The organism is Pseudomonas sp. TE3911 (assembly GCF_054062775.1).
This window is the reverse complement of record NZ_JBSSFP010000001.1, coordinates 5735682-5760023: the sequence shown is the minus strand read 5'-3', so window position 1 is coordinate 5760023 and position 24342 is coordinate 5735682. Positions and strand designations below refer to the sequence as shown.

Annotated in this window: 27 protein-coding genes and 2 pseudogenes; 12 read left to right on the top strand and 17 right to left on the bottom strand. The window is 59.9% G+C overall.

Going from position 1 to position 24342, the window contains the following annotated elements; genetic code table 11:
- The first annotated feature begins 43 nt into the window (after window positions 1–43).
- On the top strand, window positions 44–511 hold the full coding sequence (locus ACVWXD_RS26130) for a TIGR02444 family protein (RefSeq protein ID WP_095185185.1): 468 nt from the start codon (window positions 44–46) through the stop codon (window positions 509–511).
- On the opposite strand, the pseudogene ACVWXD_RS26125 reads toward ACVWXD_RS26130, so the two are convergent.
- Window positions 508–1534, bottom strand: a pseudogene (locus tag ACVWXD_RS26125) (AlgP family protein). The gene ACVWXD_RS26130 and the pseudogene ACVWXD_RS26125 overlap by 4 nt on opposite strands.
- Window positions 1535–1726: 192 nt before the next feature.
- Between ACVWXD_RS26125 and ACVWXD_RS26120 the strand changes: the two are divergent.
- The gene (locus ACVWXD_RS26120; protein ID WP_457371498.1) at window positions 1727–2404 is read left to right on the top strand and encodes an FKBP-type peptidyl-prolyl cis-trans isomerase; all 678 of its coding nucleotides are present in this window, start codon (window positions 1727–1729) and stop codon (window positions 2402–2404) included.
- A 54-nt stretch (window positions 2405–2458) separates the two neighbouring features.
- Here the strand turns inward: ACVWXD_RS26120 and ACVWXD_RS26115 are convergent, their stop codons facing one another.
- The 8 genes and pseudogenes from ACVWXD_RS26115 to ACVWXD_RS26080 all read right to left on the bottom strand — a co-directional run.
- Entirely contained in the window at window positions 2459–2917 is a 459-nt protein-coding gene (locus ACVWXD_RS26115) for an Rsd/AlgQ family anti-sigma factor (protein ID WP_032884346.1), read from the bottom strand.
- 213 nt (window positions 2918–3130) lie between these two features.
- Window positions 3131–3652 (bottom strand): disulfide bond formation protein B, encoded by a 522-nt coding sequence (locus ACVWXD_RS26110; RefSeq protein WP_095185188.1) that lies wholly within the window; start codon window positions 3650–3652, stop codon window positions 3131–3133.
- Between the two features lie 237 nt (window positions 3653–3889).
- A complete protein-coding gene (locus tag ACVWXD_RS26105) occupies window positions 3890–5131 on the bottom strand; it encodes a heme biosynthesis protein HemY (RefSeq protein WP_122754201.1) in 1242 nt (413 codons plus the stop codon).
- A gap of 5 nt (window positions 5132–5136) precedes the next feature.
- A complete protein-coding gene (locus ACVWXD_RS26100) occupies window positions 5137–6252 on the bottom strand; it encodes a uroporphyrinogen-III C-methyltransferase (RefSeq protein WP_457371497.1) in 1116 nt (371 codons plus the stop codon).
- Window positions 6253–6270: 18 nt separating this feature from the next.
- Window positions 6271–7032, bottom strand: a complete 762-nt coding sequence (locus tag ACVWXD_RS26095; RefSeq protein ID WP_122754200.1) for a uroporphyrinogen-III synthase — start codon at window positions 7030–7032, stop codon at window positions 6271–6273.
- Complete coding sequence (gene hemC / locus ACVWXD_RS26090) at window positions 7029–7970, bottom strand: hydroxymethylbilane synthase (protein ID WP_032884352.1); 942 nt, start codon at window positions 7968–7970, stop codon at window positions 7029–7031. Before hemC ends, ACVWXD_RS26095 begins: the two co-directional genes overlap by 4 nt.
- Before the next feature lie 138 nt (window positions 7971–8108).
- Complete coding sequence (locus ACVWXD_RS26085; protein ID WP_095185190.1) at window positions 8109–8855, bottom strand: LytR/AlgR family response regulator transcription factor; 747 nt, start codon at window positions 8853–8855, stop codon at window positions 8109–8111.
- Window positions 8852–8968: pseudogene (locus tag ACVWXD_RS26080) on the bottom strand (sensor histidine kinase); the annotation flags it as partial. The pseudogene ACVWXD_RS26080 and the gene ACVWXD_RS26085, both read right to left, overlap by 4 nt.
- Before the next feature lie 390 nt (window positions 8969–9358).
- Between ACVWXD_RS26080 and argH the strand changes: the two are divergent.
- Window positions 9359–10753 (top strand): argininosuccinate lyase, encoded by a 1395-nt coding sequence (gene argH, locus ACVWXD_RS26075; RefSeq protein WP_032884354.1) that lies wholly within the window; start codon window positions 9359–9361, stop codon window positions 10751–10753.
- 36 nt (window positions 10754–10789) lie between these two features.
- On the opposite strand, the gene ACVWXD_RS26070 is transcribed toward argH, so the two are convergent.
- Entirely contained in the window at window positions 10790–11449 is a 660-nt protein-coding gene (locus ACVWXD_RS26070; protein WP_095185191.1) for a glutathione S-transferase family protein, read from the bottom strand.
- Window positions 11450–11574: 125 nt separating this feature from the next.
- On the opposite strand from ACVWXD_RS26070, the gene ACVWXD_RS26065 reads away from it, so the two are divergent.
- The 3 genes from ACVWXD_RS26065 (at window position 11575) to ACVWXD_RS26055 (ending at window position 15218) form a co-directional block, all read left to right on the top strand.
- Window positions 11575–11859, top strand: a complete 285-nt coding sequence (locus tag ACVWXD_RS26065) for a hypothetical protein (RefSeq protein ID WP_032884356.1) — start codon at window positions 11575–11577, stop codon at window positions 11857–11859.
- Between the two features lie 95 nt (window positions 11860–11954).
- A complete protein-coding gene (locus tag ACVWXD_RS26060) occupies window positions 11955–12209 on the top strand; it encodes a TIGR02647 family protein (protein ID WP_003195403.1) in 255 nt (84 codons plus the stop codon).
- A gap of 168 nt (window positions 12210–12377) precedes the next feature.
- On the top strand, window positions 12378–15218 hold the full coding sequence (locus ACVWXD_RS26055) for a class I adenylate cyclase (RefSeq protein ID WP_457371496.1): 2841 nt from the start codon (window positions 12378–12380) through the stop codon (window positions 15216–15218).
- Here the strand turns inward: ACVWXD_RS26055 and rnk are convergent.
- The 3 genes from rnk to cyaY all read right to left on the bottom strand — a co-directional run bounded on the left by rnk (window position 15215) and on the right by cyaY (window position 16313).
- Complete coding sequence (gene rnk / locus ACVWXD_RS26050; protein WP_032884359.1) at window positions 15215–15628, bottom strand: nucleoside diphosphate kinase regulator; 414 nt, start codon at window positions 15626–15628, stop codon at window positions 15215–15217. The genes ACVWXD_RS26055 and rnk overlap by 4 nt on opposite strands.
- A gap of 131 nt (window positions 15629–15759) precedes the next feature.
- Window positions 15760–15978: a DUF1289 domain-containing protein gene (locus tag ACVWXD_RS26045; protein WP_081797581.1), complete on the bottom strand. Its 219-nt coding sequence runs from the start codon at window positions 15976–15978 to the stop codon at window positions 15760–15762.
- 2 nt (window positions 15979–15980) lie between these two features.
- A complete protein-coding gene (gene cyaY / locus ACVWXD_RS26040; RefSeq protein WP_032884360.1) occupies window positions 15981–16313 on the bottom strand; it encodes an iron donor protein CyaY in 333 nt (110 codons plus the stop codon).
- A 238-nt stretch (window positions 16314–16551) separates the two neighbouring features.
- On the opposite strand from cyaY, the gene lptM reads away from it, so the two are divergent.
- From lptM to ACVWXD_RS26010, 6 genes are read left to right on the top strand one after another with little or no spacing between them, the layout of a single operon-like run.
- Window positions 16552–16722: an LPS translocon maturation chaperone LptM gene (gene lptM / locus ACVWXD_RS26035; RefSeq protein ID WP_010207449.1), complete on the top strand. Its 171-nt coding sequence runs from the start codon at window positions 16552–16554 to the stop codon at window positions 16720–16722.
- Between the two features lie 9 nt (window positions 16723–16731).
- Window positions 16732–17979 (top strand): diaminopimelate decarboxylase, encoded by a 1248-nt coding sequence (lysA, locus tag ACVWXD_RS26030; protein WP_032884361.1) that lies wholly within the window; start codon window positions 16732–16734, stop codon window positions 17977–17979.
- 3 nt (window positions 17980–17982) lie between these two features.
- Entirely contained in the window at window positions 17983–18813 is an 831-nt protein-coding gene (dapF, locus tag ACVWXD_RS26025; RefSeq protein ID WP_032884362.1) for a diaminopimelate epimerase, read from the top strand.
- Window positions 18814–18826: 13 nt separating this feature from the next.
- Entirely contained in the window at window positions 18827–19543 is a 717-nt protein-coding gene (locus ACVWXD_RS26020) for a DUF484 family protein (protein WP_457371495.1), read from the top strand.
- Window positions 19544–19545: 2 nt separating this feature from the next.
- The gene (xerC, locus tag ACVWXD_RS26015) at window positions 19546–20445 is read left to right on the top strand and encodes a tyrosine recombinase XerC (protein ID WP_032884365.1); all 900 of its coding nucleotides are present in this window, start codon (window positions 19546–19548) and stop codon (window positions 20443–20445) included.
- On the top strand, window positions 20442–21137 hold the full coding sequence (locus ACVWXD_RS26010; RefSeq protein ID WP_032884366.1) for an HAD family hydrolase: 696 nt from the start codon (window positions 20442–20444) through the stop codon (window positions 21135–21137). The genes xerC and ACVWXD_RS26010 overlap by 4 nt, the downstream gene beginning before the upstream one ends.
- Window positions 21138–21243: 106 nt before the next feature.
- Here ACVWXD_RS26010 and sutA read toward each other — a convergent pair whose 3' ends face one another.
- From sutA to glnK, 4 genes are all read right to left on the bottom strand, one after another.
- Window positions 21244–21570 carry a transcriptional regulator SutA gene (gene sutA / locus ACVWXD_RS26005; RefSeq protein WP_032884367.1) on the bottom strand — a complete coding sequence of 109 codons (327 nt, stop codon included), beginning with the start codon at window positions 21568–21570 and terminating at the stop codon, window positions 21244–21246.
- 102 nt (window positions 21571–21672) lie between these two features.
- On the bottom strand, window positions 21673–22098 hold the full coding sequence (locus tag ACVWXD_RS26000) for a secondary thiamine-phosphate synthase enzyme YjbQ (RefSeq protein WP_032884368.1): 426 nt from the start codon (window positions 22096–22098) through the stop codon (window positions 21673–21675).
- A 211-nt stretch (window positions 22099–22309) separates the two neighbouring features.
- Complete coding sequence (locus tag ACVWXD_RS25995) at window positions 22310–23647, bottom strand: ammonium transporter (RefSeq protein ID WP_032884369.1); 1338 nt, start codon at window positions 23645–23647, stop codon at window positions 22310–22312.
- Between the two features lie 34 nt (window positions 23648–23681).
- The gene (gene glnK, locus ACVWXD_RS25990) at window positions 23682–24020 is read right to left on the bottom strand and encodes a P-II family nitrogen regulator (RefSeq protein WP_002555808.1); all 339 of its coding nucleotides are present in this window, start codon (window positions 24018–24020) and stop codon (window positions 23682–23684) included.
- Between the last annotated feature and the right edge of the window lie 322 nt (window positions 24021–24342).

The window sequence follows — 24342 nt, the reverse complement described above, 5'->3', positions numbered from 1 at the left end:
GCGGAGTCTACCAGCTTCGTTGCCCGCTGGCTTGGGTGTGAATATGTGCGCTGACCTGTGGAGCTTTGCCCTCTCGACTTACGCCCGTCCGGGCGTGGAAGCCGCTTGTCTGCGCTTGCAGGAACAAGGAGCGGATGTGTGCCTGCTGCTGTGTGGGGCATGGCTGGAACATCGTGGCGTGGCGCTGACCTGCGAGCGCATTCAAGCGTTAACACAGATAGCCGGGCCGTGGCAGAAGCAAGTCATCGAGCCCTTGCGACAAGTGCGCGTGCAATGGCGGACGTTGGCGCAGCAGGACGAACAGCTGGCGGCGTTACGGGAGCGGGTCAAAGCCCTGGAGTTGGAGGCGGAGCGCGGGCTACTGACACGCCTGGAGGCGCTGGCACAGAACTGGATGAGCGCAGAGGTGAGCGGGGGTCAGAAATGGCTTGAAGGACTGGGGGCTGAGGCGGCCAACAACCTTGACCACGACGCGCTGCAACACTTGCGCGCCGTGGCCACCGGCACTTAGGAAGCGCTGGTTGGGGTGGTGTTCGATGCTGCCGGTGCAGGAGTGCTGCTGGCCGGTGCTGTTGGAGCGGTGGAGGCTGTCGGGGCGGTTGCAGTTGTTGCTGGTTTTGCAGCAGCAGGCTTAACAGCTGGTTTTGCAGCTGGTTTTGCAGCGGCAGGCTTAGCAGCTGGCTTGGCGGCTGGCTTGGCGGCTGGTTTTGCAGCAGCAGTCTTAGCAACTGGCTTGGCGGCTGGTTTTGCAGCAGCAGTCTTAGCAACTGGCTTGGCGGCTGGCTTTGCAGCAGCAGTCTTAGCAGCTGGCTTGGCGGCTGGTTTTGCAGCAGCAGTCTTAGCAACTGGCTTGGCGGCTGGTTTTGCAGCAGCAGTCTTAGCAGCTGGCTTGGCGGCTGGTTTTGCAGCAGCAGTCTTAGCAACTGGCTTGGCGGCTGGTTTTGCAGCAGCAGTCTTAGCAGCTGGCTTGGCGGCTGGTTTTGCAGCAGCGGTCTTAGCAGCTGGCTTGGCGGCTGGTTTTGCAGCAGCAGTCTTTAGCAGCTGGCTTAGCGGCTGGTTTTGCAGCAGCAGCCTTAGCAGCTGGCTTGGCGGCGGCTTTGGCGGGTGCCTTCGCTGCAACTGCTTTTGCAGGTGTACGAGCGCCCAGCACTTTCGCCACGGCTTCTTTAACACGACCAACGCCCTGGGCCAATTTCAGGCTTTCCTGAGCATCTTTCTTGAGTTGGGAAATGTACGCGCGCGTTTCAGCTTGGCGATCCTTGAGGGCGTCCAGCAGGTCCTCAAGTTCTTTGACAGCGTCTTTGGCTTTGGCTTGTGCCTTGGCCTTGCCGGCGGTGGCGGCGTCTTGCAGTTTGGTACGGGATTTATGCAGCTTTTCTTGCGCCTTACCGCGTTGTTTTTCCAACTTGGCGAGCAGTTTTTCTGCATCGGCCAACGCTTGGGAACACGCGCTTTCCAGATGTTCGAGCAGGCTGCTCGACAGTTGTTGGAGTAAGTGCAACGGGGTATTAACAGGCTTCTGTTTGGCCGACATGGTTTACCTCCTGGCTGACGTGGGTGCGGCTCATACTAGCCCTCTGCTCTTACCGCCGCTAGGGCATGTTGACAGTATCGTTTGCCTTGCGTTGCACGGTACGAAAATTCTTATCGATATATCGAAAACACGCGACACTTTTTACCCTTTCACACTGGCATAATCCGTCGCACTTTCGGCGGGAGAATGCCCATGTCGCGTTACCTTTTTCTTGTTCTGGGCTTGGCAATTTCCGTAGCCAATGCGGGCGAGAAATCACCCTCCAAAACGGCAGACCAAGAGCAGCACGACCTTGCCTACAGCCTGGGCGCCAGCCTCGGTGAACGCCTGCGCCAGGAGGTGCCGGACCTGCAGATCCAGGCGTTGATCGAGGGCCTCAATCAAGCCTATCAAGGCAAGCCGCTGGCGTTGGATAACAAGCGCATCGAACAGATTCTTGCCCAGCATGAAGCGCAGGCCGAAGCCGACGCCCAAGCACCCAAAAGTGAAAAGTCGCTCGCAGCTGAACAGCAGTTTCTAGCCAAGGAAAAAACGGCAAAAGGGGTGCGCGAATTAGCTGACGGAATCCTGCTCACGGAACTGACACCCGGCAGCGGCAGCAAACCTGGAGCTAATGATCAGGTTCAAGTGAAATACGTTGGACGGTTACCCGATGGCACAGTCTTCGATCAGAGCACACAGCCCCAGTGGTTTCGCCTGGACAGTGTGATCAGCGGCTGGAGCAGTGCGTTACAACAGATGCCGGTGGGAGCGAAATGGCGCCTGGTGATCCCATCAGCCCAAGCCTACGGTGCCGACGGCGCGGGCGAGTTGATCCCGCCTTACACGCCATTGGTATTCGAGATCGAGTTACTCGGCACTCGCCAATGATCCAATAAAAAACGGTGCGTCATGCGCACCGTTTTTTTAAATCACCGTTGAGGATCAAGCCTGAGTGGCTGGCTCTTCCTTGTGGGCATTGTGCAGCACTTCGATCAAGCAATCTTCCAGTTCGAAGCGCTCATGCAACAGCGCGCCCAACTCCTTGAATTTTTCGGCAACGCAGTTTCCGGCATCACACAGGTCGGTGAACGCCAGCAGCTTCTCGGTGATGACATCAATGCGTGGGTAAATGGTTTCGGCCAAGTCGAGACCACGTTGATCGTCGAAGGCTTCGGCCTCCTTGGTCAGCTGCTCGTAGACGCCGAAGTGGCCGGCCGACACGTAGTCCACCAAGACACCACAGAAATCCTGCAACGGCTCGCGATTCTCACCCAGTGCCTCAGGCTTGGCGCCGAGAGCATCAAAGGCCCGAACCAGTTCGTGACGTGCCTTCAACCAGCTGTCGATCAGCTTGTGCACCCCACCCCAGCGTTCCTGAGCATTCTGACAACTTTCCAGCATGATGATCTCTCTTCCCTATAGGGGCGCTGCCGCCTGATGCCCGCGCAACACTTCAAGGAGTAAGCCGCAGCGGGACAAGGCCGCATCTGACAAGCAAACGGTTTTAATAACGCGTGCGGGCCAGATTATGCCCGCACGACTATGGCTTCAAGGTACGCAGGAGAGAAAGTTCATACAAGTGTTTAATCCCATCCTACAAACCGCGACCTTCGTTCAGCGCCCTACCGGACGCAGGGGACGGCTCAAATACAGCCGTGAAAACTGTATGACACCGAGGACTAGCATGCCCAGGAAGAACAACAGGCTCCATTCGGGAAGGCTCAAGTCGAACAGCGTCCAGCTTATTTCCACACAATCGACGGTACCCTCGACCACCAATCGTAAGGCCTGCCACACCGAGAGGTTATCGATCATGTGGCTCAGGCTGGGCCAGCAATCGGCGGCCTGATCCGGTGCGGCATTTTGCAGCAGCACCTGACGCACAGCGGTAACGGCACCCAACAATGCACATCCCATGCTCGTCAGCCCGTACAGGTAGTAAGTGGATCGACTGGATGAATGGATAGCGGCAACCAGATTGATGAGCGTGAATGCGGCCAGAAAGGCCCGTTGTATCTGGCACAGGAAGCACGGGCGTAACGATGCACCGAACTCAAGATAGAAGGACGCGCCCAACGTCAGCGCACCCGCCATGAACGCAAGAAAAAACAAGGAGCGTGAAGGGGCCAAAGACATGCTTTATCCGCACAGCGAGAGATAGGTCGTTACGGTAGAGGAAAGGCCCGACCCCTTTCAATACGCGACAGAGCAGACAGTTCTGTGAGATCGCAGGGATATCCCGCATAAGCATGAAAGACTTCGAGCATCCCAGTGTAGGAGTTTGCAGTAGAACGCTTAAAACCCAGCATCTGCTGGGCATTGAAGGGCTAACTCTCAGACGTATCTGAGCAAACCCTCCATTCCTTTCCTACATCAAGACCGGGTAGGAACTGGCAGCGGAGAGGCCAGTAAGCGGTTATCCAGCAGACCCAAACCTTCTTGGAACAGTTGGTTGCTGCGCTCGGTATCACCCAACTGGGCCAATAACCGCGCCAGCTCGGCACACGCCTCAGGATTACGCTGCACTTGAAGGCTACTTTCCAGATAATCCCGTGCCTTGCCCCATAGGCTGTTTTGCAAGCACAGACGACCCAACGTCAGCAGCAGGCTGGCATCACCCGGATGATCCTTGAGCCACCCCTCGGCAAACTTCAATTGCCGGGCCTGGTCACCGCCGCGCAGCAGGCCGTACAGACGAATCAGGTGGCTGTCATAGCCGCGCTTGATAGCACCGCGCAACGCCTCCTCCGCCTTGGCATCGGCGCCCAGCTGGCGCAGTTGCTCAGCGTAAGCCAGCACCAACTGCGGCTCCTGACGCTGAGCCGAAGTGAGTTGCTGCCAGGCCCGCTCAAGGGACTGCAAACCCGCTTCGCCCTGCTCTTCGCGCTGAGCAGCCAGGCTCAGGTTCTCGCCCCAGGCACGGCGCTCCAACTCGGCCAGTTCGCTGGCAGGCAGCACTTTGTCCTTGCGCAGCTCCGGCAGCAGTCGGATGACCGAAGACCAGTCGCCTCGCTGCTGGTGCAAACGCTGCAATTGGCGCAATACCTGGGCGTTGTGGGGATGACGCTCGTGCATGACCTGCAAGGTCGTCAACGCGCCGTCAGTATCGCCACGGTCCAACTGCAATTGCGCATGGCTCAACGCGACCGCCAACTCCGCTTGGGGCTGACGCTCCAGCGCACGCGCCAGCAAACCGTCGGACTCCTCATACCGACCCTGCTCATTCGCCGCACGGGCCGCGCCCAGGTAGTACAACAAAGGCTGGCGCTCAGCTTCAGCTGCACGATGCAGATGACGCTCAGCGCTGGCCCAGCGGCCTTCAGCGAGGTCCATCTGGCCCTGTTCGATGGCGATCTGCACACGGCGACTGCGGTTACGCCGAGACCACGGGTTGACCACGCCACCGGAGGTGGTCACCAGGCTCAGCAACACGCGAATCAGGTAAATGGCGAGGCCGATGGCAAACACTGCTACCACGGTCGCCCATAGGCTCGACTCGTAATGCAGCACATGAGGATAGGTAATCAGCACATAGCCGGTGTGTTTCGAAATGCCCACAGCGAGTGCCAGGGCGATCGCAACCACCAGCACCAGGATCACATAGAAACGCTTCATCGGCTCTACTCCTGGATCGCCGGCTTGCCAGCCGCCGCCTTAGCTTCGTCAGCAGACACATGACGACGTTCTAGGTACGCCTGCACCGCAGCCAGACTCGCCGCCAGGTCCGGTGTCACTACCGACACGGCTTTTGGCTCAAGCTCGGCGATACGCGCCAGCATCGCCTTGCTCTGCGGATTGTCCTGGTTGAAGTTGTCCTGCAACACGCTGCGCGCCTCGCCCAGCGAACGGCTGTACACCGCCGACTCTCCATTGAGCGCCGCCCATTGCGCCTGCTCCAGCGCCAGGCTCAGGGCCAGGCGAACTTGGTTCAGCCCCTGACCGGCGAGCAGTGATCGAATGTTATCGTCGGGATTGAAGTCGATGCGGAAGTAACGGGAAATCTGCTCCCACCACTGTCTCCAGCGGCTATCCGTATCGCTGCTTGGACGCCCCTGCCCAGAGGGCTCGGTGAGTTGATATTCAGGGGCAATGGCTGCCAACTGCACAACCTGGTCACGCAAGGCTGCCAATTGCAGGTAGAGCCCGGTACGGTCCGGCTGCTCGGTACTGCGCAACGCGGCCAGGCTCTTGGCCAATTGTTCTCGCGCAGCGTAGGAACCTGGATCGCTCTGCTCGCGAAGAATCTCGTCGGCACCCTGCACCAGCGCCTGGGCACTGTTGATATCTTGCAGGGCGGACAGCCGCAAACTCGCCAGACGGATCAGGTGCTCGGCCTCGGCCAGGCGCCAGTCTTTACGGCTGGCCCCCAGCACGGTTTCCAGACGCTGGTTAAGGCGCTGCTGATCACCTTGCAACTGGGCGACCAGACGGCGGCGCTCTTCCAACTCGTCAGCGCCCGGCAACTGGGCCAAGCGCGCAGCCAGTTGCTGCTGACTTTGCTTGAGGGACTGGGATTGGTCATCCAAGGTCTGCACCTGACCCAGCTGCTGCTGGCTGCTGGCTTGCAGGGCGCGGACCTGCCAGATCCCCCAACCTCCGGCAGCAACACCCACGGCGCCAAGCAGCAAGGCGACAACTGCCAGGCCATTGCCACGGCGCGGCGTGGTGACCGGTGACTCAACCGGCGCATCGAGTGCGGGTTGGGTTTCATCTTTAGGCAAGGCTGTTTCGCTCACGTATCCGTCCTTTGCGTATCAGAGAGTGGGAACGGGATGACTCCGTAACGCCACTAACAAAGCCGCGGCACTCGCGCCGCGACAATCCACAACTTTTTCTGCGCCAGCAGCCCGTGCCATCTCGGCGACTCGTGGGCTGGGCACGAACAACGGCAGCTGTGCCACCTGTGGCCAATCGGAGCCGGCCAAGGCTTGCAGGTGCAAAAAACCCTGCCCACTGCTGACCACCAGGCCGTTCAAGCGTTCCAACTGGATGCGTTGCACCAGCACACCGGCGTCATAGGTCGGCAGGAAACGGCGGTACAACTCCAGATAGTCGACACTAGCACCTTGCTCGCGCAAACGCTCCGCCAGCAACTCTCGACCGCCCTCGCCACGCAGAATCAACACCCGTGAATCGCGGCACGCGATAGCCTCGCGCAACGCCGGTAATTGAAGCAAGGCCTCGCTGTCGTCGCCGCTTTGGGGATAGTGAACGTTCAGGCCCTGATCGGACAGTACCTGCGCAGTTCCGGCGCCGACGCTGAACCAAGGCATTTGTGGTTTGGGATGATGAGCCAACTGCTGCAGGGCAAGGCGCGCAGCGGGCTTGCTCACCACGATCACCGCGCAATAGCGATGCAGGTCACGGAAGACAGCCTGTTGCTCGGGCGTGATGGGTAAAGGCTCAGTGTCCAGCAGGGGCAAACTGCTGCTGAAAATGCCGGCTTCAGATAACGACGCCGCCAGGGCGGTCGATTCCTCTGCAGGCCGCGTCAGCAGCACTCGCCACCCACTCACTGCGGACCGGCCTCACCGTAGACTTTTTGCAGAATGGCACCAGCGCCTTTATCCAGTAGCTCTTCAGCGACCTGGATACCCAACGCCGTGGCATCACGCTGCGGCCCGCGCACTTCTGCCGTCAACAAGGTGCCGCCGTCAGGGTCGCCGACCAAGCCACGCAGCCACAGGTCTTCACCTTCGAGCACGGCGTAGCAAGCAATCGGCACTTGGCAACCGCCATTGAGGTGCTTGTTCAGAGCTCGCTCGGCTGTGACACGCACTTCGGTATCGTGGTGATCGAGCGGCTTGAGAAGTTCGTGGATTTGGCTGTCGGCGGTGCGACATTCGATGCCCACGGCGCCCTGTCCACCCGCTGGCAAGCTGTCTTCGACGCTGATGGCGGAGGTGATGCGATCTTCGAAACCCAGCCGGATCAAACCAGCGGCAGCCAGGATGATCGCGTCATATTCGCCAGCATCCAGCTTAGCCAGGCGAGTGTTAACGTTGCCACGTAGAAAGCGGATCTGCAGGTCTGGACGGCGGGTCAGCAGCTGGGCCTGACGACGTAAGCTGGAGGTGCCGACGATGCTGCCCAGCGGCAGCTCATCCAGGGATGCATAGGTGTTGGAAACGAAGGCATCACGCGGGTCTTCGCGCTCGCAGATGCAAAAAAGGCCCAGGCCTTCGGGAAAGTCCATGGGCACGTCTTTCATCGAGTGCACGGCGATGTCGGCTTCGTTTTCCAGCAGCGCAGTTTCCAGTTCCTTGACGAACAGGCCCTTGCCCCCGATTTTCGACAGTGGCGAGTCAAGCAGCTTGTCGCCGCGACTGACCATGGGCACCAGGGACACCGTGAGGCCGGGATGGGCCTGCTCAAGGCGTGCTTTGACGTATTCGGCCTGCCATAAGGCCAGAGCACTTTTACGGGTGGCGATGCGGATTTCGCGAGAGGACATGGATCAATCCGTACTGAATAGATACGGCAGATAATAACAGCTCAGGCAAATGCGCTTTGATTTGAATCAGCAAGTGCGGGGCCTCCCTGGCCACGTCGCACCGGGATAAGGAATGCAGGCCTCGCTACAGCCCTCGAACTAAAGCTGCTGCATCATTTTGCGCACGCCCGCGACATGGCGTCGACTGACGATCAAAGCATCGCCGTTAAGCCCTTTAAGGAACAACTGGAAGTGTCCCAGAGGTGTGCGTTGAAGACGTTCGATCCGCTCGCGGGCCACCAACGCATTGCGGTGGATACGCACGAAGCGTTCGCCGAACTCATCCTCAAGGGCCTTGAGCGGCTCATCGAGCAACACTTCGCCAGCCTCATGTCGCAGGGTCACGTACTTGTGATCGGCAATAAAATAAACAACCTGGCTCAGTGGAATCAGCTCAATCCCTTTGCGCGTACGTGCGCTGATGTGGCTGCGCGGCCCGTTACCACTTTGGGCGGCAGGCTGGGTCAAGGCTGCCAGTTGGGCGCGGTTGGGGCGCTCGGCTTTCTTCATGGCCTTGAGCAAGGCTTCGGCAGTCACTGGTTTAATCACAAAGCTGACGCCACTGGCTTCCAGCGTCTGCTCAGCAAACTCTTCTTGCGCGGCGCATAACACCACGGCGGGTGGCGATTCTCGCTCGCTCAGCCGGGCGGCGACTTGCAGGCCATCAAGGCCCGGCATGCGGATATCGAGCAACACCAGGTCGGGCTTGAGGCTGTCGATCAGCGTCAACGCCTCCTCCCCGTTGGTGGCACTCGGCTCAAGGACTGTATAACCCTCAAGTTCACTGACCAAGCGGGTCAGTCGCTCGCGGGCTTGGGGTTCGTCATCAACGATCAGGACATTCATATAGCGCTGGATTCCTGCGTGAGTCTCGCACAAGGATAGCGTAGACAGGTGCGGTGACTTGCGTCACAGCGATCCACGCTAAGACTAGCGCGAGCGGCAAAAAGTGCCCTGACAGCGGCACCCATATTTACCCGGACCTGTTCAATAGCGCCCAAGACCTGCTGCCATCGGGCATCGTCGTAGGGTTTGCTGATACACAATCCGAATACCCCCCTTTTAAATGGATAGTCAGGCTCTGACCGCAATACCCGACTTTGGTGCATTCACACACTATCAGTCCAACTGTAGACGCTCACCGGAACGATATTGCGCAATCGTCAAATATCGTTTCGATAAACATCTACCTCCAGTCTCTTCCCGGACGCGTTCGGCGGCAAGGCACTTAGCCATCCTTTGCACAAATAAAAATGCCGACGACCCGCAGCACCGCCTCCACGGGCAACCCTGTTATTATCGCCGGCAGACTTCCACGCCTCTTTATTAAGCAGACCACGAGCGAATCCATGAGCACCGACAAGACCAACCAGTCCTGGGGCGGCCGCTTCAGTGAACCCGTCGACGCCTTCGTCGCCCGCTTCACCGCCTCCGTCACCTTCGACCAGCGCCTTTACCGCCACGACATCATGGGCTCCATCGCCCACGCGACGATGCTGGCCAAAGTCGGCGTGCTGACCGACGCCGAGCGCGACAGCATTATCGACGGCCTGACCACCATCCGCGGTGAGATCGAAGCCGGTACGTTCGACTGGCGCGTCGACCTGGAAGACGTGCACATGAATATCGAGGCCCGCCTCACCGACCGTATCGGTGTGACCGGCAAGAAACTGCACACCGGTCGTAGCCGTAACGACCAGGTGGCCACCGATATCCGCCTGTGGCTGCGCGATGAAATCGACCTGATCCTGTCCGAAATAACGCGCCTGCAAAAAGGCCTGCTGGAGCAGGCCGAACGCGAATCGGACACCATCATGCCCGGCTTCACTCACCTGCAAACCGCCCAGCCTGTGACGTTCGGTCACCACCTACTGGCCTGGTTCGAAATGCTCAGCCGCGACTACGAGCGCCTGGTCGATTGCCGCAAGCGCGCCAACCGCATGCCATTGGGCAGCGCCGCGCTGGCTGGCACCACTTACCCGATCGACCGCGAGTACACCGCGCAACTGCTGGGCTTCGACGCTGTGGGCGGCAACTCCCTGGACGGCGTCTCGGACCGTGACTTCGCCATCGAATTCTGCGCCGCCGCCAGCATTGCGATGATGCACCTGTCACGCTTCTCCGAAGAGTTGGTGCTGTGGACCAGCGCGCAATTCCAGTTCATCGACCTCCCGGATCGATTCTGCACCGGCAGCTCGATCATGCCGCAAAAGAAAAACCCCGACGTGCCAGAGCTGGTCCGCGGCAAGAGCGGCCGCGTATTCGGCGCACTGATGGGCCTGCTGACCCTGATGAAAGGCCAGCCGTTGGCCTACAACAAGGACAATCAGGAAGACAAGGAACCGCTGTTCGACGCTGCCGACACCCTGCGCGACTCGCTGCGTGCCTTTGCCGACATGATCCCGGCGATCAAGCCAAAACACGCGATCATGCGTGAAGCGGCCTTGCGCGGTTTCTCCACGGCAACGGACCTGGCGGACTACCTGGTACGCCGTGGCCTGCCGTTCCGTGACTGCCACGAAATCGTCGGCCACGCAGTGAAATACGGCGTGGAAACCGGCAAAGACCTGGCAGAAATGAGCCTGGAAGAACTGCGCCAGTTCAGCGACCAGATCGAGCAGGATGTGTTCGCCGTACTGACCCTGGAAGGTTCGGTGAATGCGCGTAATCACATCGGCGGCACTGCGCCCGCGCAGGTGAAGGCAGCGGTCGTACGCGGCCAGGCGTTGCTCGCCAGCCGCTAAAAAATGTGGGAGGGGCTTGCCCCCTCCCACACTTGATCACTTTTTGGCCGCAATCATCGCCATAAACGCAGGCATCGCCGCCTCCCGGTCCGCTGCCACCTTTTGGGCGTTGGGCATGGCATGCAATCGCTCCAACAACGCTTTCGCCTTTGGCAACTCAGCCAGCAAATCCAATCCAAACAGCTTCTCGCCCACGCCACAGGCGAGGTTCACGCTGTACATGAAATACAGATCCGCAATCGTAAAACTCTCCCCCGCCACGTAAGGCGCGAACTTGCCGTGCCGACCTAAAGAACCGATCCCCAGCAGCAACTCAGCCTTGGATTTTTCCTTGATCGCCTCCGGCACCGGCATACCGAAAAACGCCTCGGCAAAACACGCGCGGGCGGGCAATTCGATGTACAGCTCGATTTCCCGGCACAGCGCCAGCACTTGGGCACGCTGGAATGGGTCTGCCGGCAACAGCGAAGGGCCTTCCTGGGTTTGCTCGATGTATTCGAGTATCACGCTGGTTTCGTTGATAAACCCCTGCTTTACGCCCAGCGCCGGTACCTTGCCGCGCGGACTGATTGCCAGGGCTTCCGGGGTTTGACCGGCATAGAAAGGTACCTCTTCAAACAGGAGCCCTTTCTCCAACAGCGCCAGTTTCACCATGTTGTAGTAGTTGCTGACCGAGAATCCGTAGAGCTTGAGCATCGCAAAGCCTCCAGGCCGTGTGCGGGGTTGGCTGCAAGAGTTATAGATCTTGACGCCCAGCCTGACCAGCAGCATCACCTGCCTGAATGGAGGTAGACTGGCGCCCTTTCCTTGAGGAGCCTGCCATGAGCGAGCCGACCGATATCGACAGTGACGAAGAAGAATTCACCGAAAACACCCTAATCGAAGCGATCGAGAACCAGATCGAAAGCGACAATCCCCCCGCCGCCAAGGCGACCTTCAACAAACTGACCCTGGTGGGTTATGAACGCGAAGACATCCTGAATCTTATGGCCCACGTGCTGGCGTTCGAGATCGACGCGATGCTGGACGAGGACCGCGCCTTCAATACCGAATGGTATGAAACCGCGCTGCGGGCGCTGCCTGAGTTGCCGCCTGAAAAGGAATAATCCCGGCACGCAGCAACACGCTGGACAGTTCGGCAAAGTGCGTTCACCTTATGGCCTGCTAGCCTCTAATAAATTTTAGAAAGTCTGGAGTCCTTATGTCGTATACCCCTGAATTGGTTGCCGAACTGGAAATCCTTGTACTCTTCCCCTTGGACAGCACCAAGGAAGGTCTGAAGGTCCATCAGACCGCCGCTCCTACTGCCATCGCCGCTGCCAAGCGCCTCCATGCCAAAGGACTTATCGACCAGCCAGACGGGGGCTATCTGACCAGCCTCGGTCGGGACGCCGCAGAGCAGGCCCAAACCCTGCTGACTATTCTGACCACTGCCAGCACCAAAGAAGCAGCCTGATACCCGATACCGCCCATGGAGTCCGCTCACTGCGGATTCCAAGGGCGTTGCTGTGGGCCAGTTAAAATTCTGGCGTCAAAGACCATTTCCCCCTAAACCTGCTACGCCACTGGCTGTAAACTCCTACACGGCCGCCCACGTCGGGCCCTGCGAGCCACCGAGTTCGACATGACCCGCACCCATGAAATCCGCCCTGACTTGGACGAAGGCATCGACCGCAAGGTGCTGGCCCAATTGCGCGCGCGCTTCATGGCCCTCAATGAGGGGCGCATGGCGCGTGCCGTCGAGGGGCTGACGCCGCGCCAGCAAAGCGTGCTGACCCTCCTGCCACTGTTTTTTCACGTTAATCATCCGCTGTTGCCCGGTTATGTTTCGGGCAGCACGCCAGCCGGGCTTTCGAATTTCGAGCCCGACGCTCAGGCCTTGACCGAAGCCCAACGCCTGACCCGCTCGTTCTCTTACAAGCCGCGCCCGGTCAATCAGCCCAAGCCTATCCATGGCCTATTCCTGATGGGCAGCCTTGGCACCCTCGCCCAAGCGGATCAGAGCGATATGGACGTATGGGTGTGCCACGCCCCCGACCTGGGCGAAAACGAGCTGGGCGAACTGCGCAAGAAATGCCAATTGCTAGAAGCCTGGGCCCTCACCATGGGTGCCGAGGCACACTTCTTCCTGATCGAGCCAACGCGCTTCGTACTCGGCGAGCGCGACACCCAACTGAGCTCCGACGACTGCGGTACCACCCAGCATTACCTGCTGCTGGACGAGTTCTACCGCACAGCCATCTGGTTGGCCGGGCGCACGCCGATTTGGTGGCTGGTGCCGGTATACGAAGAGACCCGTTACGCCGAATTCACCCACACACTGCTCTCCAAGCGGTTTATCCGCGCCGATGAAACCCTTGACCTCGGCCACCTGGCACATATTCCACCCGGCGAATTCATCGGAGCCGGTCTATGGCAGTTGTTCAAAGGCATCGAGTCACCTTACAAATCGGTGCTCAAACTGCTGCTGACTGAGGTCTACGCCAGCGAACACCCCAACGTGCATTGCCTGAGCCTGCGCTTCAAGCGCGCGGTGTTCGCGAACCAGATGGACCTGGATGAGCTGGACCCGTACATCGTGGTGTACCGCCGCATCGAGGAATACCTCAAGGCACGCAACGAGCCCGAACGCCTGGAATTGGTACGCCGCGCGCTGTACCTGAAGGTCAATCGCAAGCTCACCGCCGGCCAACGCACCAGCAGTTGGCAGCGACTGTTGCTGGAGCGCCTGGCACGCGAATGGAGCTGGGACCAGCGTCAACTCGCCCTGCTGGACAGCCGCAGCCAGTGGAAAGTGCGTCAGGTGGCCTCCGAACGCCGCGCCCTGGTCAGCGAGCTGAACTACAGCTATCGCTTCCTGACCCAGTTTGCCCGGACCGAACAAACCGTCAGCCTGATCAACAAGCGCGACCTTAACGTTCTGGGCCGGCGCCTGTATGCCGCTTTTGAGCGCAAGGCCGGCAAGGTCGAATTCATCAACCCCGGCATCGCACCGGACCTGGCTGAAGACACCTTGACCCTGGTGCAGTCGCCCAACCGCAAGGAACCGGGCCAGCATCACTGGGGGTTGTACAACGGCAACCTCACGGCCCTGGAGTGGGAACACTTTGCGCCGATCAAGCGCAGCCGCGACCTGCTGGAAATGCTGACGTGGTGCCATCGCAACGGTGTAATCGACAGCAGCACGCGCCTGGCGCTGCACCCCGGCACCAGCGACATGACCGAATTCGAGTTGTTCAACCTGCTGGGCAGCCTGCAACAAACGGTCGCCCTGCCCCTGACCAGCGTCGATGAAATAAGCCTGCTGCGATCGGCGGTGCCCGAGGAAGTGTTGCTGCTGATCAACGTCGGCGTCGACCCGCTCAAGCATCACCGCGACCTGAACATACTGATGACCACCGAGCGCACCGACTCCCTGAGTTATGCCGGTGTTCGCGATAACCTGGTGCTGACCCTGGACCAAGTCACGCTCAACAGCTGGAACGAAGTGATGGTCAGCCGTTACGACGGCCCGCACGCTTTGCTCGATTGCCTGCGCGACTACCTCAACCAACTGCCACCGGACCGCCTGCCGCGTCTGCGGGTGCGCTGCTTCTGTCATAACCGTGCGCAGTTCATTGCCCAACGCGTGGAGGAAATCTTCGACACCGCGCAGAACCTGCTGCTGGGTCAGTCCAACCACCGCTACTTGCTGCAAGTTCAGCAGCACTACCACGTAATGGAGTTGATGCCGGGCCAAGCCACCCATGTGTCACTGGCAACCCAGGACGCGCTGATCGCCTACCTCAGCGAAGAGCTGGCCAGCTACAGCCCGCTGCATCTGGACACGATGGCCCTGGAAGACCACGACCTGGCGCTGCTGCTGCCCATGGGCATGGCTGATTGCGTGCAAGTGTTCTACCGGGTCAATGAGGATTTCGCCGAGCTGTATGTGCTGGATGAGTTCAACGCGCTCTGGCAGCAGCGCCTGCCGTTTCATGATGAGCAGAGCCTGCTGGCGCCTTTGCAGCGCTTTCTGCAATCCATCATCTATCGGCGGGATGCGTTGTCGCCGCTGGACACGCAACAACCCCTGGGCGCGGTGCAGACCTTGTATTACCAACTATTGCCGACAGGAAGCGGACGCGCCCGCGGGATCGAACCTCGGCCGGCGCCGCACAATCCAACGAACAAACCGTTTTACGACGTGCAGGCGATTATCGGCAAAGCAGCACACGGCAAGGTGGGCATTACCCTGTACTGCAATCAGCGGGAGTTTTCCGAATTGGAATTCGGCGACCAGCTATTTGCCGTGGTCGCTCAGGAGATCGTTGGACAGCGCCGGGAAACCGAGCGCTACCGTTGCTACATCACCGACCTGGATCTATCGGGCCTGCTCGGTGATGTGCAGAGCCCGAGCAACCTTTACCTGCGTTACAAGGCCGAGCTGGAGCTGTCGCTCAACGAGGCGCTGAGCCAGTTTTAGAGAGTGAAGGCGCCGCCGTCTTTTGGCTGGCCTTCAACACTGAGCAATTCAAGCTTGAGGGTCTTGCCGCCAGGTGCCGGCCAGTCGATGTGCTGGCCCACTTTCAGGCCTAACAACGCGCTGCCCACGGGTGCCAGGATCGAGATCTTGCCGGCGTCTGCATTGGCATCTTTCGGATAGACCAGCGTCAGGTGGTAGTCCTTGCCGCTGCCTTGCTCACGGCAATGTACGCTGGAGTTCATGGTCACGACACCCGCAGGCACTTCATCGTGGCCAACCACTTCTTCGGCGCGATCGAGTTCGGCTTGCAACGCTTCGACGCCGGGAGTTTCGTCGCCCAAGCGGTCGATCAGTTGCTCCAGACGCTGCACGTCAAGACGGGTGAGGATGATGGACGGTGCGGTGGTCATGATTCAGGCAGACTCCTTTTTTCTGCACAAAAAAGCAAAACCCCGCCAAAAAAAGGCGGGGTTCTCGCGGGCCTCGATGAGTTGAGGCGTACCCGGACACTACCACAGCGTCACAAATAAACAAGACAGCCTCAGGCGTGCGCCCTGCGCTGCTCGGCCTCGGCGCAGATCACCCTGCGCCGGGCATCGTCGGCGGAGCGCCATTCGCGGATGTCTTCAACGTGACGAAAGCAGCCGAGGCAGACTTTTTGCTCATCCAGACGACACAAACTGATACAAGGTGACGGCACCGCCGGGCTGACATTACTGAACAGCGGCTTTGGCGGACGTACGGGCGCAGGCTCAGTCACGGTCAAATCTCGTCGAAATCCAGCTCGGCGCCGGTATATTCGTGGACCAGGCGCGTGAGCATCTCGCCCAACAACTCTTCACTCTTATCGCACTGCCATTTGCCGCTTTCTTCGTCGTAGTCGAAGTGAACGCCACCGGAGCGCGCCGCCAGCCACAGCTGACGCAGGGGTTCCTGGCGACTGAAGATCAGTTGCTGGCCACTCTCGAACTTGACGGTCAGCACGCCGGCCGAGTTTTCCAGGTCCACATCCAGGCCGCTGTCGTCAAAAATATCTTCCAGCGCCTGCTGGGTCGCATCCACCAGGTCGTGAAAACGGGCTTCGGTCAAACTCATTGTGGCAACCTCAAAAGTGTCTGGTTTTGCTCAAGCGCCGCACGATACGGGCGAGCCTCGCCGATTGCAAAGGATACCGATTTCATTACCGATGACGGTATGAAATATCCTCTGCCAGCGTAGCCCGCTTCACCTTCATGTCGGCAAACCCCCGCCGGACGGGTATTTCGGCGCATAGGCAAGCTGGCGGGTGGTCGGTATACTCGGGCGCAATTAATGCATATTCAAGGATTTCGCCATGAAGCGCCTGATCTCTTCCCTTGCTGCGCTCGTCGCGGTCGCTTGCCTCGTTAGTGCCTGTGGTCAAAAAGGCCCGCTGTACCTGCCCGATGACAGCAAAGACCCGAATGAACAGGCGCAATCGTCGCAAAAGCCATCCAAAGCGCATAAGCACGACACCTACGAATAAGGGAGCTCCATGGACGCTTTTAACTACCGGGACGGCGAGCTGTTCGCGGAAGGCGTGGCGCTGTCCGCGATTGCCCAGCGCTTTGGTACCCCGACGTACGTGTACTCACGCGCTCACATCGAAGCTCAATACCGCTCCTTCACCGACGCACTGGACGGCGTACCGCACTTGGTGTGCTACGCGGTCAAGGCAAACTCCAATCTGGGTGTACTGAATGTCCTGGCGCGTATGGGCGCTGGTTTTGACATCGTCTCCCGTGGCGAGCTGGAGCGGGTACTGGCAGCTGGTGGCCAGGCTGACAAGATCGTGTTCTCCGGCGTCGGCAAGAGCCGCGAAGACATGCGCCGTGCCCTGGAAGTCGGTGTGCATTGCTTCAACATCGAATCCACCGACGAGCTGGAGCGCCTGCAGGTCGTAGCCGCCGAAATGGGCGTACGCGCGCCGATCTCCCTGCGCGTCAACCCGGACGTCGATGCTGGCACCCACCCGTACATTTCCACCGGTCTCAAAGAGAACAAGTTCGGCATCGCCATTGCTGACGCCGAGGACGTGTATATCCGCGCCGCGCAGTTGCCGAACCTGGAAGTGCTGGGCGTCGACTGCCACATCGGTTCGCAACTGACCACTCTGCCGCCGTTCCTAGATGCCCTCGACCGCCTGCTGGCGCTGATTGATCGCCTGGGCGAATGCGGCATCTACCTGCACCACATCGACCTCGGTGGCGGCGTGGGCGTGCGGTATCGCGATGAAGAGCCGCCGCTGATTGCCGACTATATCCAGGCCGTGCGCGAGCGCATCGAAGGTCGCGACCTGACGCTGATGTTCGAGCCGGGCCGCTACATCGTCGCCAACGCCGGCGTGCTGCTGACCCAGGTCGAGTACCTCAAGCACACCGAGCACAAGGATTTCGCCATCGTCGACGCGGCGATGAACGACCTGATCCGCCCGGCGCTGTACCAGGCCTGGATGAATGTCACCGCTGTGACGCCTCGCGACAGCGAAGCTCGCGCCTATGACATCGTCGGCCCGATCTGCGAAACCGGCGACTTCCTCGCCAAGGATCGTCAGCTTGCGCTGGAGGAAGGCGATCTGCTGGCCGTGCATTCGGCCGGTGCCTACGGGTTTGTCATGAGTTCCAACTACAACACCCGCGGCCGTACCGCCGAGGTACTGGTGGACGGTGATCAAGCGTTTGAAGTGCGTCGCCGCGAGACGGTAGCCGAGTTGTATGCTGGCGAAAGCCTGCTGCCGGAGTAAGCCATGCTGCTGCGTTTTACCAAGATGCACGGGCTCGGCAATGATTTCATGGTCCTCGACCTGGTCAGCCAGCACGCGCACATCCTGCCCAAGCACGCTAAACAGTGGGGCGACCGGCATACAGGGATTGGCTTCGACCAATTGCTGATCGTCGAGGCGCCAAGCAACCCGGAGGTGGATTTCCGTTATCGGATCTTCAACTCCGACGGTTCCGAAGTGGAACAGTGCGGCAACGGTGCGCGCTGTTTCGCGCGTTTCGTGCTGGATAAGCGCCTGACCGCCAAACGCCAGATCCGCGTCGAGACCAAGAGCGGCGTGATCGAGCTGGATATTCGCAGCGACGGCCAAATCAGCGTCAACATGGGCGCGCCGCGCTTGGTGCCAGCGGATATTCCGTTCCAGGCCAGCGAGCAGGCCACCAGCTACGCAGTCGATGTCGACGGCAAGATCGTCGACTTGGCGGCCGTCTCCATGGGCAACCCCCATGCCGTGTTGCGGGTCAACGACATCAATAATGCCCCCGTACATGAACTGGGGCCGAAGATCGAACACCACCCGCGCTTTCCGGCACGGGTCAACGTGGGTTTCCTGCAGGTGATCGACCGTTCCCGCGCGCAATTGCGTGTGTGGGAACGCGGCGCCGGCGAAACCCAGGCCTGCGGCACCGGTGCTTGCGCCGCTGCTGTGGCCGCGATCAGCCAGGGGTGGATGGATTCGCCGCTGCTGATCGACCTGCCCGGTGGACGCCTGTCCATCGAATGGGCAGGCCCTGGCCACCCGGTGCTGATGACCGGGCCGGCCTCGCGTGTATACGAAGGACAGGTCCGTCTATGAGTGAGCCAAGCTAATGACCGATAAGCCTCAAGTACCCGCACCCGCAACCCCGAGCGAAAGTCTGGAGGCCGCTGCTGTCGCGGCGTACCTTGAGGCGAATCCGGATTTCTTCGTCGAGCACGAAGAACTGCTGCCGGCACTGCGCATCCCCCACCAGCGCGGCGACACCGTGTCGCTGGTGGAGCGACAGATGAAGATCCTGCGCGAGCGCAATATCGAGATGCGTCATAAGCTCTCGCACTTGATGGACGTCGCCCGCGACAACGACCGCCTTTTCGACAAAACCCGTCGCCTGATCCTTGCGCTGATGGACGCCACCAGCCTGGAAGAAACCGTGATCGCCGTGGAAGACAGCCTGCGCCAGGACTTCCAAGTGCCATTTGTCAGCCTGATCCTATTCAGCGACAACCCGATGCCTGTAGGCCGCTGGGTCAGCGGCTGCGACGCACAGACCGCGATTGGCGGCCTGTTGTCCGAAGGCAAGACCATCAGCGGCACCTTGCGCGAGCATGAGCTGGACTTCCTGTTTGGTCCCGAACAGCTCAAGGAGATCGGCTCCACAGCTGTCGTCGCCCTCAGCCATCAAGGCTTGCATGGCGTGCTGGCTATCGCCAGCCGTGATCCTGCGCACTACAAAAGCTCGGTGGGCACGCTGTTCCTGACCTATATCGCCGAAGTTTTGGGCCGCGTCCTGCCGCGCTTCACCACCGCCCTGCGCGCGGTGCGCTAGCCATGGAACGGCAACTGGACGCTTACTGCGCTCACCTGCGCAACGAGCGCCAGGTGTCGCCCCACACACTGGAAGCCTACCGGCGGGACTTGAACAAGGTCCTGGCCTACTGCGAAAAACAGCAGGTCACCAGTTGGAAGGCCTTGGATATCCAAAGCCTGCGCAGCCTGATCGCGCGCTTGCACCAGACGGGCCAATCCTCGCGCAGCCTGGCTCGCCTGCTGTCGGCTGTGCGCGGGCTCTATCACTACCTCAACCGCGAAGGCCTGTGCGACCACGACCCGGCCAACGGCCTGTCTCCGCCCAAGGGCGAACGGCGCCTGCCCAAGACCCTGGATACCGACCGCGCTTTGCAATTGCTTGATGGCGCCGTAGAGGATGACTTCCTCGCCCACCGCGACCAGGCGATCCTGGAGCTTTTCTATTCCTCGGGCCTGCGCCTGTCGGAACTCACCGGCCTGAACCTAGACCAATTGGACCTGGCAGACGGCCTGGTGCAAGTACTCGGCAAGGGCAGCAAAACCCGCGTCCTGCCGGTGGGTAGGAAGGCCCGCGAAGCCCTGCAACTCTGGCTTCCACTGCGGGCGTTGGCCAACCCGGCGGACGACGCCGTGTTTATCAGCCAGCAAGGCCGGCGACTGGGGCCGCGGGCTATTCAGGTGCGGGTCAAAGCCGCCGGGGAGCGCGAACTGGGCCAAAACCTGCACCCGCATATGCTGCGGCACTCCTTTGCCAGCCATATGCTGGAATCGTCCCAGGATCTGCGCGCCGTGCAGGAGTTGCTGGGCCACTCCGATATCAAGACCACGCAGATCTACACCCATCTGGACTTCCAACACCTGGCAACGGTGTACGACAGCGCCCATCCACGGGCCAAACGCATCAAGGGCGGCGACTCATGAGTATCAAGCTGATCACCTTCGACCTGGACGACACACTCTGGGACAACGTACCCGTCATCATCAGCGCCGAGGCGTCGATGCGCGAATGGCTGGTCGTGCATGCCCCCAACGTCGGCGACCTGCCACTGGAGCATTTCGCCAGCCTGCGCCAACAGGTGCTGCAGCGTCATCCGGAGCTCAAACACCGCATCAGCGTGTTGCGCCACCGGGTGCTGATGCACGCCTTCGAGGAGGCCGGATATCCACAGCCGCAAGCCACGGAAATGGCAGACGTGTGCTTCGAGGCGTTCATTCACGCCCGTCATCAGCTCACGCCCTTCCCTGAAGCCGAGCCGATGTTGCAAGCGCTGCGCCAGCACTTTCTGCTGGGTGTGATCACCAATGGCAATGCCGATGTGCAGCGTGTGGGCCTGGCTGACTACTTTCACTTTGCGCTGCGCGCTGAAGATATTGGTATTGCCAAGCCAGATGCGCGGCTGTTCCAGGAAGCGCTGCAACGCGGCGGAGTGGATGCCAGCGCAGCGGTGCATGTTGGCGACCATCCCGGGGACGACATTGCGGGGGCGCAGCAGGCGGGGCTGCGGGCCGTGTGGTTTAACCCCAGCGCCAAGGTGTGGGAAGGGGATAAACGCCCCGACGCGGAGATTCGTAGCCTTACGGAGCTGCCGGAATTACTCCGCAAGTGGCAGTAGTACTAGAGATCCCAATATAGGGATCACCACGAAGCTCAAATAAATCAGCAAGCATGAAAAAGCCCGCAGCGACGGCGGGCTTTTTCTTACAAGCAGGTGACTGACCTCAGATAGGTCGGCTGCCGTACTTGTTATCCGGCTTCTTGGGTGGGTCTGCCACCACGTTAGCCTCGACTTCCTGCACTCTGCCGCCTTTAGCGAGGAATTCTTCCATCGCACGGGCCAGAGCATCGCGCTCTTTGTTCTTGGCCTCAACGCTCGGCAATTCATCTACCGAAACAGCTGCCTTGGCTTTGCCTTTGGCCGCAGGGGCAGGCGCATCATCGCCACCATCGTCGTCCGCAACGTCTTCCGCTGCAGCTTCAAGACCTTCTTCGGTGTCGTCTTCGTCACCTACTTCGAGTTCGTCGTTTTCCAGATCATCGTCGCTCATGTTCTACCTCATGACTTGCGAAAAGCAGATTAGTTATAGCCCAGCTTCGCCCTCTGTCGAGGTCGCCAGGGAAAAATCAACATCCACTGGATAACCAGTGGCTTACGCCCCGTCACCGTGCAAGGTGGCGAGGACTTTACGAGCACCGCCATGATCACGGTGCTCGCCCAGATAAACACCTTGCCAGGTACCCATCGCCAAGCGGCCGGCCTTGACCGGCAAACTCAGCTGGCAGCCCAGGAGACTGGCCTTGAAGTGCGCCGGCAGATCATCCGGACCCTCGTCATTGTGTTCGAACCCGGCACGGCCTTGCGGCACCAGCAAGTTGAAAAAACGTTCGAAGTCACGGCGAACCGCCGGATCGGCATTCTCGTTGACGGTCAGAGAAGCCGAGGTGTGCTGCAACCACAGGTGTAACAGGCCCACACGACACGCCTTCAATTCAGGCAAGCCGGCAAGCAACTCATCGGTCACCAAGTGAAAGCCCCGGGGCTTGGCCCGCAGGGTAATCAGGGTCTGTTGCCACATAGAGTTCTCCGCCCATCGGCGCGCATTCTAGCGCGCTCTGGGAAAAAACAAAGTGCCGAATACGCCTACGTGCCTGTAAGACATTCGCACACTGAAAAGTGCCGTGTGCGGCCGATCACAAACTTTGCGCAAAAACCGGCACAGCGTCTTACGACTGACAAACGCCAGGCAAAAAAATGCCCGGCAAGCCGGGCATTTTTTTTACGCGCACTTACAAGTTGTAGCCGCGTTCGTTGTGTTGCGCCAGGTCGAGGCCGACAGCCTCTTCCTCTTCGGTAACACGCAGGCCAATGACCATATCGAGCACCTTGAGGATGACGTAGGTGACGATCGCCGTGTAGATCACGGTGAAGCCAACACCCTTGCACTGGATCCAGACTTGAGCCGCGATGTCAGTGACGGTGCCGAAGCCGCCCAAAGCAGGGGCTGCGAATACACCTGTGAGGATCGCACCGACGATGCCGCCGATACCGTGCACGCCGAATGCGTCCAGGGAGTCGTCGTAGCCCAGCTTACGCTTGAGGCTGGTCGCGCAGAAGAAGCAGACCACACCGGCCACCAGGCCGATTACCAGAGCGCCCATCGGGCCAACGGTGCCGGCGGCTGGTGTTACAGCTACCAGACCAGCGACTACGCCCGAGGCGATGCCCAGTGCACTTGGCTTGCCGTGAGTGATCCACTCGGCGAACATCCAGCCCAACGCCGCAGCAGCGGTAGCGATCTGAGTGACCAGCATCGCCATGCCAGCAGTGCCGTTGGCCGCAGCAGCGGAGCCGGCGTTGAAGCCGAACCAACCGATCCACAGCATTGCCGCGCCCACCAGGGTGTAACCCAAGTTGTGCGGTGCCATCGGGGTGGTAGGGAAGCCTTTACGCTTGCCGAGCACGATGCACGCCACCAGCCCAGCCACACCGGCGTTGATGTGCACCACGGTGCCGCCGGCAAAGTCCAGCACGCCCCAGTCCCACATCAGGCCGCCGTTGCCGCTCCAGACCATGTGCGCGATTGGCGCATAAACCAGGGTGAACCAGATGCCCATGAAGATCAGCATCGCAGAGAACTTCATACGCTCAGCGAAGGCACCGACGATCAGCGCCGGGGTGATGATGGCGAAGGTCATCTGGAAGGTGATGAACACCGCTTCCGGGAACAACGCCGCAGGCCCGGTGATGCTGGCTGGGGTCACACCCGCCAGGAACGCCTTGCCCATGCCGCCGAAGAAGGAATTGAAGTTGACCACACCCTGTTCCATACCGGTGGTATCGAACGCAATGCTGTAGCCGTAGACGACCCACAGGATGCTGATCAGGCCAGTGATGGCGAAGCACTGCATCATCACCGACAGAATATTTTTGGAGCGGACCATGCCGCCGTAGAACAGCGCCAGGCCGGGAATGGTCATGAACAGCACCAGTGCGGTGGCGGTCAGCATCCAGGCGGTGTCGCCAGAGTTGAGGACTGGAGCAGCCACTTCGTCTGCCGCCATGGCCAGGCTTGGCATTACGATGGACAACAGGGCTCCGAGCCCTGCGAATTTACGCAGAGTCATATTGTTTTCTCCTGGGGCGTTGGGGTTTGGCGGCTTAGATTGCGTCGGTATCGGTTTCGCCGGTACGGATGCGAATAGCCTGTTCCAGATTGACCACGAAGATCTTGCCGTCACCGATCTTGCCGGTGTTGGCGGCCTTGGTTATCGCTTCGATAACCCGGTCAAGATCCTTGTCGTCAATGGCGACATCAATCTTCACCTTCGGCAGGAAATCGACTACGTATTCCGCGCCGCGATACAGCTCGGTGTGACCCTTCTGCCGACCGAAGCCCTTGACCTCAGTAACGGTAATGCCCTGCACGCCGATCTCGGACAGCGACTCGCGTACATCGTCCAACTTGAACGGCTTGATGATGGCAGTGACTAGCTTCATGAAAACTCTCTCCCGAATTGGTGGACTTGCCCCAGGAAAACAAACCCGTCTCAAGTCTAAGCGCAGTGCCTGGCTTTGTAACGCATCGTCGCAAGGGCAGTTGCCTTTGCGACGCCAGCGAACCACTGGTGACGAAACCTGTACCCCTGATCCGTCGGCGCACTGCATTCGTCACAGCGACTGCATCAGTGCATGGGTCATGATCGTCTAAGCAGAAACCTTGCCAGCTCCGTAAAAATCACTGAAATCAGTCCTTTGCCCACTTAACCTCACCCACAGGACTATTTGGCAGCTGCAATGCGCACGAAAACAGTGCGCCGTC